Annotated in this window: 8 protein-coding genes and 1 tRNA gene; 3 read left to right on the forward strand and 6 right to left on the reverse strand. The window is 59.0% G+C overall.

Annotated elements, in window-relative coordinates; all coding sequences use genetic code 11:
- Window positions 1–48: 48 nt before the first annotated feature.
- The 6 genes from MGEO_RS14350 to MGEO_RS14375 all read right to left on the reverse strand — a co-directional run bounded on the left by MGEO_RS14350 (window position 49) and on the right by MGEO_RS14375 (window position 6,597).
- Window positions 49–603 carry a pyridoxamine 5'-phosphate oxidase family protein gene (locus MGEO_RS14350; RefSeq protein ID WP_085639146.1) on the reverse strand — a complete coding sequence of 185 codons (555 nt, stop codon included), beginning with the start codon at window positions 601–603 and terminating at the stop codon, window positions 49–51.
- Window positions 596–1,636 (reverse strand): lipocalin-like domain-containing protein, encoded by a 1,041-nt coding sequence (locus MGEO_RS14355; RefSeq protein ID WP_085639149.1) that lies wholly within the window; start codon window positions 1,634–1,636, stop codon window positions 596–598. The genes MGEO_RS14350 and MGEO_RS14355 overlap by 8 nt, the downstream gene beginning before the upstream one ends.
- Window positions 1,626–4,022 (reverse strand): FtsX-like permease family protein, encoded by a 2,397-nt coding sequence (locus tag MGEO_RS14360; protein ID WP_408607521.1) that lies wholly within the window; start codon window positions 4,020–4,022, stop codon window positions 1,626–1,628. Before MGEO_RS14360 ends, MGEO_RS14355 begins: the two co-directional genes overlap by 11 nt.
- Window positions 4,019–4,675 (reverse strand): ABC transporter ATP-binding protein, encoded by a 657-nt coding sequence (locus MGEO_RS14365; protein ID WP_085639152.1) that lies wholly within the window; start codon window positions 4,673–4,675, stop codon window positions 4,019–4,021. Before MGEO_RS14365 ends, MGEO_RS14360 begins: the two co-directional genes overlap by 4 nt.
- 274 nt (window positions 4,676–4,949) lie before the next feature.
- Complete coding sequence (locus tag MGEO_RS14370; protein WP_085639155.1) at window positions 4,950–6,299, reverse strand: condensation domain-containing protein; 1,350 nt, start codon at window positions 6,297–6,299, stop codon at window positions 4,950–4,952.
- A gap of 212 nt (window positions 6,300–6,511) precedes the next feature.
- Window positions 6,512–6,597, reverse strand: a tRNA-Leu gene (locus MGEO_RS14375).
- Window positions 6,598–6,700: 103 nt separating this feature from the next.
- Between MGEO_RS14375 and MGEO_RS14380 the strand changes: the two genes are divergently transcribed.
- From MGEO_RS14380 to MGEO_RS14390, 3 genes are all read left to right on the forward strand, one after another.
- Window positions 6,701–7,972, forward strand: coding sequence for a tyrosine-type recombinase/integrase (locus tag MGEO_RS14380; RefSeq protein ID WP_085639158.1), 1,272 nt, complete (start codon window positions 6,701–6,703; stop codon window positions 7,970–7,972).
- Between the two features lie 125 nt (window positions 7,973–8,097).
- Entirely contained in the window at window positions 8,098–8,568 is a 471-nt protein-coding gene (locus tag MGEO_RS14385) for a YbjQ family protein (protein ID WP_085639160.1), read from the forward strand.
- Window positions 8,565–8,850: GIY-YIG nuclease family protein (locus MGEO_RS14390; protein ID WP_143746277.1), on the forward strand; the 286-nt coding region annotated here is incomplete at its 3' end. The genes MGEO_RS14385 and MGEO_RS14390, both read left to right, overlap by 4 nt.

Below are 8,850 nucleotides of genomic sequence, written 5' to 3' on the forward strand. Positions count from 1 at the left end.
CTTCACAATATGTCCGGAAAAATTTGACACCGTTTGACAGACGTAGCGTCAGGGAACGCGCCATTCTCCCTGCCACGCATCGGATGCCTGAAATACGGCCCGTCTGTGCGGTTCAACCAGTTGCATCAACTCGATTTTATCAATCCTGCAGGACAGAACGGTGAACCAGTCGCGGCTTGCCAGCTTTTCGTAGGCGTGGGCATTTGGAATTGGGGTTCCGGGCTTTGGCGATGCGCCATAGGCCATGCGCGACCCATCGGGAACGGTCTGCCATTTATCCGCCACCTCCGGCCCCTGATGCACCGTTACGGTTGTGGACAACCGAATCTGAAGCTTTGCTTTTTCGTCCCAGATCATCAGCTGCGCGTGCGGATTGGCGCGAAGGGACGTGATCTTGTCCGACCCGCCATCGGTATGCACTTCGACCGAACCGGTGCTTCGGCTGGCGGCCCGCAGGACCACAGTCCGCGCCTCGGGCAGGCCATCGGGCGAGACGGTGGCAAAGACCGGATGTCGGGCCGCAGCACGTCTGTCAGCCACACCGCGCGTCAGGCGTTGCCATCCGAGGTCGAGGAAAGCGGCAAGGTCGTTGGGGTCACTCATAGCCCGTCATCTCCAGATAGCCATGCCCGGTGTGCGAGCCTTCGACGGTCACTGGCCCCTCCCAGTACGGGATCGACACCGCCATCCACGCATTTGGATTGAGCGCGGTCACGGTCACGTCGATGCCTTTGTCGGGGAGTTGTACCGCCCATTCCGTTGGCACCTCCCGGCCCGCGACCTCGGACCAGTCGCGCGGCTGGGCGGTGAACGCGCCATTCGGATAGGCCGTGGTGGTGCCGTCCGCAGCAATCCAGGTGGCCGAGGAGAAGGACGCGCCGTCATCTTCGCGGAGCAGAAAGCCCATGAGCTTGTCGCCGGTGTCGAAGGACAGCGAGAACCAATCCCAGCCGGATTGGGTTTCTGCCAAAGGCTGAGAGGACCATTCCCGGTCCAACCACGCCGAACCCGTCACAGGAATCTCGCCTTGCGGCAGGGTCAGGGTGCCCGCGACCTCGTAGAAGGGTTGCGAGTAGTAATAGCTTGCTTGACCCTGAGCGGATTTTACCGAGAACCCGTTTTCGCCGTGAAAGACCAGAGGACCGGTGGCCTGAAGGGTCAGGTCATAGGCAAAGTCACCTCCCCGCGCGGTGAGGGTCAGCGCGTCAAAGGACGGCCCGGCCATCTGCCAATCGTCGATCCATGCCTCAAACGGTTGCACGGACACACCCGCCTGCCCGACCCCGCCACGCGCCACGCGTTCGGTGACGAAATGCTCTTCGGGAGTGGTGACAGCGGCATGGGCGAACCAGACCTGAGGATCGGACCAGCCCTCGCGGGTCTCGGGGGCCAGCGCGGAGCGGAAGAGCGTCCATTGCACGCCGTAAGCGGTGCCATCCGGGCCGGTGAGGTTGGCGGTCAGATACCACCATTCGATACGGTAGTCGGGATGTGCGCCGTGGTCCTGCGGGAAGTCGAACACCGGGTCCGGTGTCGGCACGGCAAAGCCGTCTGCATCGGAGCCGAGACCGGCAAAGCCTTGGGCCGCCGCTTGCAGCGGGAGCCAGAGCAATATGACCAACATCCTAACGATCATTGGCAAACACCTTGAGCAAATCCGAAGGCGGGGTTCGGGCCAATCTCAACGCGGGCCAAAGCGCCGCCAAAGCAGCGGCGAGCAGTGCGAAGAGTGTGAGCAGCGCGTAGTGACCGGGGAAGAGGTAGAGCGGCAGTTTCCAGCCAAAGGCCTCTACGTTCACATAAGAGAGCAGCACCCAGGCCAACCCCAGCCCAAGCGGAATCGACAACACGGTAGTCACCAGTGCCAGCACCACGGCGCGAAGCAGTTCCAATTGCCCCAATCTGCGCCGCGTCAAACCGAGCGCCCACGCCGGAGCCAGTTGCGGCACGCGGATCGATGCGAGGGTCAACAGACTCATCAGGATGGCAAAAGCGGCGACCGCAAGCGTCAGGACGTTCAGCGCGCCGGTCACTGTGAAGGTGCGTTCGAACACACCGAGCGAAAACGCCTTGATCCGAGACTGGTCGATGATGGCGGTTTCGGGGAGCCCGTATGTCTCGGTCAGGGTGGCGCGTAATTCCATTGGATCGTCTGTGCGAATGCCGAAGGATGTGGGTACGGTGTCAGGATACAGGCCACGAAAGAGCGGCTCCGAAATGATCGCCTGCCCCAGCGGGTTGCCGTAATCTGCAACGATGGCCGCGATGGGCAAAGTCAGACCTTGCGCCACCGTCACCGCATCGCCGGTCCATAGCCCGGCGCGTCGGGCGAGTTGTTCGCTGACCACGACCGCGCGCCCTGTTTCGACACGGTCCCAGACGTCGCCATCATCATCGAGGAACAGCCAGTTCTCACGGTAGGTCGGCCCGACGCGCACGCCGAACAGTTCTGTCGGCACGGTCGCAATGTCGGTCTCGACCGACAGGAGTGGCAGAACCTCCCGAGCCTCGGACAGCAGGATCGCCTCGACATCCGCGCTTTGCTCCGGGTCTTCGAGGCGGATGAACAGTTCGGGGGCAAGCCGCTGGTCCAGAAAATCGACAAAGGTCACGCGAAAGCTGGACACCATTGTAGAGACCCCGACATTTGCCGCTGTCGCCAGCAGAAGCGCCATCAGCGCAAGGCTCATCCCCGGAACCTGTTGACGGGTATCGGCCCAAAACCATTGCCACATTGCAGACCGTGCCTGCCGGTCGGCCAGTGTCACAGCGCCGCGCAAAAGAAGCGGAAGGATCAGCGCCGCGCCGATCAAGAGACAAGCCAAAAGCGCGAAGGCCAGTGTCAGCCCCTGCCCCCAGATCGCAAGGCCGATCCCGGCTGCAAAAAGCAGCACCGCCACGGTTCCCAACCGTCGCGCGGTTTCGCCCGAGGCCACTGCCCAAGCCCGGGGACGCGCGCTGGCCAGAAGCGGCATCTGCGCGATCTTCCACAGCGCGCCAGAGGCGGCAAAACCGGTACCAAGGACGGCGATGGCGAGGCCCGACAGCCACCATTCGGGGCGCAGTTGCAGAGTGCCGGCAACAGAGGCTCCGTACAGTCCTTGGAGCGTAGCGGCGACGTTCGGCAGTAGTACGGCCGCGATGACATAGCCCAGGGCAACGCCGATCCCACCAGCGACCAAAGCGAAAAGGATCAGCTCGGAAATCATCAACCCGATCAGAATCTTAAGCGGCACTCCTAAAGCGCGGATTGTGCGCACCATGCTGCGCCGCTGCTCAAAGGCAAGGCTGATGGTGCCGTGAACGATGAAGATCCCAACCGCGAAGCTGAGCAGACCAAAAGCCGTCAGGTTGAGGTGAAAACTGTCCGTGAGCCGACCTGCGCCTGCATCCTGTGCCGGTTGTCGGACAAGGTTTGGTGCTACTTCGGCAAGGTCCGGCAGTCCCATGGGCTGCGTGGGCGCGACAATCAGGCGGCTGAGTTCGGCCTCCGCGTCGAGCAGCGTCTGCGCCACCCCGATATCCATCAGCGCCACTCCGGGCGCAACTGTCGGGTCAGTGATGACGCGCTGCGTAAAGACAGCGGTCAGAGCCTCAGCCACATCCGGCGCGGCGAAAAGAACGCCGCGGGTCAGGAAATCGTCAAGATCGGCCCCCTCCTGCATCCCCACCGGGGCGATGGTGCCGGGTGCGGTCAGCGGGTCGAGGCCCACCAACCTCACACGGCCGTCCTCTATACGCAACCGCCCTTCCAGGACCGGCGAAACCTGCCACCCGGCGCGGCGCAGGGCGATATAGGTGGCTTGGTCAATCCGGTCGCCAGTGCGGGGCAAAAGCTGGTCGAACTGGCCTTCACCCAAGGTGGCCGCAGCGGCATCGTAGCTGGCGCGCGCCTCGGCGTTGATGGCCTGCACGCCGGACCAAAGCGCAGTTGCCAGAGCCAGACCAGCAACCATTGCAAAAAACTGCAACAGGTTGCTGCGCCAATGAGACAGCAGCGCAGTCAGGGTCGTCCAGATCACACCACGTGCCCCTGGCTCAGGTGAACATGGCGCTCCATGCGACGGGCGACGCTGTTTGAGTGTGTCACCATCAAAAGCGCCGCGCCGGTTTCACGCACGAGGCGCAGCATCTGTCCCAGCACCTCGGACGCGGTCGCCTCATCGAGGTTTCCGGTCGGTTCATCCGCCAGCACGAGCTTGGGTCGCGCGGTGAGCGTGCGCGCAATGGCGACCCGCTGTTGCTGGCCGCCAGAGAGCGCTTCGGGGTATTTCGTCAGGTGCTCGGTCAGACCCAGTGCCTGTGACAGTCTCGCCGCCTGATCCGCATCGAACGCACCTGCCAGACGGGCCTGAAACGCGATATTCGCCTCGACGGTCAGTGACGGGATCAGGTTGAACTGTTGAAAGATCACGCCGACATCAGACCGCCGCAACGCTGCGCGGTCAGTGTCGTTCATCGTGGTGATCTCGCGCCCGCCGACGGTGATCGAGCCGCTGTCGACACGGTCCAGCCCACCGATGAGGTGCAGCAGCGTGCTCTTGCCGGACCCGGACTCCCCGGTCAGCGCCAAAGTCTCCCCGCGCTCCAGCGACAGTGACACCCCCCGCAGCACGGGGACATCGCCCTCCGCACCGGGAAAGGATTTCGTCACGTCTTGAACCGTCAGAACCATGCGCCTGAGCTATCACGCGGACAGGAAAGGAAAAGCCCGCAGGGGCAAAAACCTTCGCCGCACTTTGCCGCGTGTGGTCCGGGTGCGACTTCGAATGCCATAAGGGCGTTCAACCTGTCGCCAGACACGGTCTTGGACACACAGGGCAGTCGAGACCGGATCGGTCCCGCAAAAAGTGCTGCATCATAAGGCGACCCTGCCAAGGGCAGAAGGAAAGGTCTGATCGGTTTCTTTCACCCCTGCCGTCCCTTGGCGTCCTGCTCGATATGAAGTGCTAGAGCGGGGCGGCTCTTGCCAACTGCTCGCGGACACCATCAGCAATCATGCCCAACTCGTCCTCACCATACGCGGCCGCATCTGCGTGGATGGTTGCACGTGGACCATCGGGCGCAGGGGTGATCGTGAATTCGATCTCCACATCGGTGGGCGCCAGGCTCGGAATTTCCAACTGTTCGATCGAAACCGCCCCCAGTTCGAGCGGACCGGACAGGACTTTTTCGAACAGCTTCCGAAAGGGCGACGCGCGCATCCGGCCCACCGGCAACGGGGCAAGTACCCAAAAACGATCATGTTTGACGCCCGCGTCTTCAAAAGCCCTGATGATCTGCCCGTCCGGATGCAATTCCCGCGTTGGAAGATGCTTTGCGGCGGATGACAGTTTTTCCACAACCTGGGCGATGCAGGTCTCCAATCCACTCTCATCCCGGTCGTATCGCAGCGGCGCAATTTCGATCCCAGGTCCAACATAGGTCGATAGAGCCGGATCATTTCGGCCATATATGCCATTGATCATGACCGAGTCCGCGTCTCCCAACGTGCACAGCGTTTCTGAAAACGCGGCCTGGAGAATTGCGAATGGGGTCGCCCCTGTGCGTTTCGAGAGCTCCTCGATACGCGCTGTGTCATCCGGCTCAAGAACACGGTCAAGAGAACGGGGTTTACGCACAGTTGCGGGGCTCATCGGAGCAAGACCCCGCGCCTTTCTCCCGATATTCAGGTCTGTTGGTGGCGGAAGCAGCATCCGACGCCAGAACGCGGCCTTTTCTTCTGCGTTTTCCAGTTCCTTTCGGACCTGGTGTCCAACGAATTCGCCATAGCTGAGGACCGGCGCGGTCACCGGCAGACTGAGAATATACTTCAACAGTTCCTCAACCAGCATGGCAGCGCTGTAGCCGTCGATGATCGCATGATTGGCCCGCATGAAGACCACATCACAGCTGTCGCCAAATCGCAGAAGCCGCATTTCGAACAACGCGTCCGACAGCGCATCGAGAGGTTCCCGAACCCGTTCGGTGACGATCGACACCTGTTCATGATCTGACAGCGCGCCATGTGTTTCCACGATCAGCCCGACGGGATGCGTATCGAGAATCTCGGCCTTCCAGCCGTCATCGGTTTCCACAAACCTCTGGCGCAGCGGTTCGTGGCGTTTGACAAGCTTTTCGAAGGCTCTTCGCAACGTACTGACCCTGAGCCCGGGCCGCACGCGCGCAGCCCAGCGAACGGTCAGATAATCGTGGAAATGCGGTGTGGTTTCCGGATGGAGGGCAATATCGATGGCATACTGTTCCATCCATCGAATAGGATGCAGCGTGGCACGCTTGGCATAGGAAGACCGTCCCATCGGTGATGCCCTACCCTTTGCCGTCACGCCAATACCCCATCGCACGCACAAAGCTTGCGTCCAACACTCATCGCTGTCTGCGTCTCACCTCTGTCGCATATTCCAGTGAACGTAGCGACATCAGAACAGAAGGACGAGGGCAGTTTCAAAAATCCTGTCGCGCTGCGCACGCAGCGCACCCAGACGTATCCACCGCAATTTACCGTGTAAAGTGGTGCCCAAGGTGAGACTCGAACTCACACGCCCGTGAAGGCGGGGGATTTTGAATCCCCTGCGTCTACCATTCCGCCACTTGGGCCCCTTGAAAACAAAGGGTTTTTTCAGCGATCTTGCGCCTGCCTACCCCCTACCGTACCCTATGCCTGCCTACCATTCGCCTACCAGAGAACGCAGGGGATTCGATGCAAATCAAAATCACGATGCGTGTAATCGCAGGTCTGGAAGCGACGGGCAAGAGACAATTCATCCGAGACACTGACCTGATCGGCTTTGGTATCGAAGGGTCGGCCAAGGGCAAGTTCTCGTACTTCGTGGAAACCCGTGTGAAAGGCTCAGGCAAGGGCGTTAGGACGCACCTCGGCAACGTGGACCATGTCAGCCTAGATGATGCACGTCAGGAAGCCCGTAAGCTGCTGTCAGAAGCCAAGAGCGGGATGGACATACGCTTTCGCCAAGATGAGGAAGAGGCCCTACCCGAGACACTGGGCGCTGCACATGAGGAGTTCTTCGCAGTCAAGAAGCACAAGCTGGCTCCCAGTACACTCGCTGACTATCGCAAGACGTTCAACAACTGCCTCAAAGACTGGAAAGACCTACCAACCAAACAACTGACACGCGGGATGGTGCAAGCAAAGTACCTTGAGTTACTGGACCAGAAGAAACCTGCCTATGTAAACAAGGTATTTCGCAATCTGTCCTCTGTGCTCACCTTCAACAGCGTAAGACCAAACCCATGTGACGTTATCAGCGACAAAGACCTGCGTGTGTCGGTTGAGAGCAAGACCCGTTTCTTGAGTGGCCGAGAAATCCACGAGGTTATGCAGTGGCACTTCACCTACAGGCCAAAGGTTACTTCCCTGCTGATGTTCTACATGCTGACAGGTTTACGCCGTAACGAGGCTCTGGGCTTAACTTGGGGCAATATCTACGACGACAAGATCCATGTCCTAGACCCCAAAAACAGGAAGGCTCACTTTGTCCCTATTGTTGGGATTATTGGCGACCTAATCGGACCAAGGAAACCAGATGATACAAAGGTGTTCCCTTTCACGGATGCTAGCCTGAGGACTGCATTAGAGAAGTTCAAGGGACAGGTGAAATTCCGTGAGGACTGGAACATACACGACCTGAGACGAACATTCTCAGAGCATATGAACCTCATTGGGTACACGGAACAGGACATTGCTGTAGCTAACAATCAAGCATCCGTTGGAGTCACAAGGAAGCACTACCTTAGTGGTCAGTTGGCAAAGGAAAGCCTCCTCAAGCGTATGTACGAGGACCTACAAAGACAGTTCTACTATTACTACTACGACAACGGTGGCGAGGTTCAAAAGGTGCCTGATGGATGGCTGCCTGCGGACATAGCAATCGAACAACAGCTTACAAGAGAGGATTGGAAGCAGATAGCGAAGGAAACTAACCCGACCGTTCAAATGCCCGATGACTATTGATACAACCAAATCATTACCTCGGATATAGGCGTGGAAGCCGCGTGGCGCCCAATTGACGCTTGCGATTGCTGTTGAGCCAAGGGCGCTGGGCTTTGCCAATACATGCAAGCTTGAGAGGACCAAAAATGACCAAGTGCAGCTACTGTGGCAGAACAATATGGCCACGTGAGCCGTCATGGGAAGAGGACGGGAAAGTTGCTTGCCAAGCATGCAAGGACGAATGGGAACGCGATCAGGACCCGGGAATTAGCGTACGTGAAGCCGAAATCGAAGCCATAGTCCTCACAACAGAAACCGCACCAAATCTTCCAATCGCACAACGTATTGAGGTTATCACAGCCGAGTGTGCATTTGGGATGAACATATTCAAAGACCTGTTCGCTGGAGTTCGTGACATCGTAGGTGGCAGGTCCGAGGCGGTTCAAAAGACAATGAGAGATGCGCGTCGCACCGTTTTGTACGAACTCAAGAAGGAAGCGCACGAGGTTGGAGCCAATGCGGTTGTTGGCGTTGATCTGGACTATGTGGAATTGAGTGCTGCGGGTAGTATGGTGATGCTGGTGGCCTCTGGGACAGCTGTGAGGACTGGGGAATGAGGAAGGACCGTAGGGCTGCTCCATATTACGTTTACGCACTCAAGGATCCGCGCTCAAATCCAGTTCTTCCCTTTTACATAGGCAAAGGTACCGGAAATCGTGCGTGGGAACACACCATCAACGTAGACGACACAGCCAAGGGACGTCGGATAAAGGAAATCCTGGATTCCGGATATGAGGTTGTAACAACTAAACTGGCGGATGATCTGTCTGAAGAACAAGCATTGAAGCTAGAAGCCGAACTGATTGCATCCTTTGGTACAGAGGCTACCGGTGGCTTTC

Source organism: Marivita geojedonensis (genome assembly GCF_002115805.1).
Taxonomy (GTDB): Bacteria; Pseudomonadota; Alphaproteobacteria; order Rhodobacterales; family Rhodobacteraceae; genus Marivita; species Marivita geojedonensis.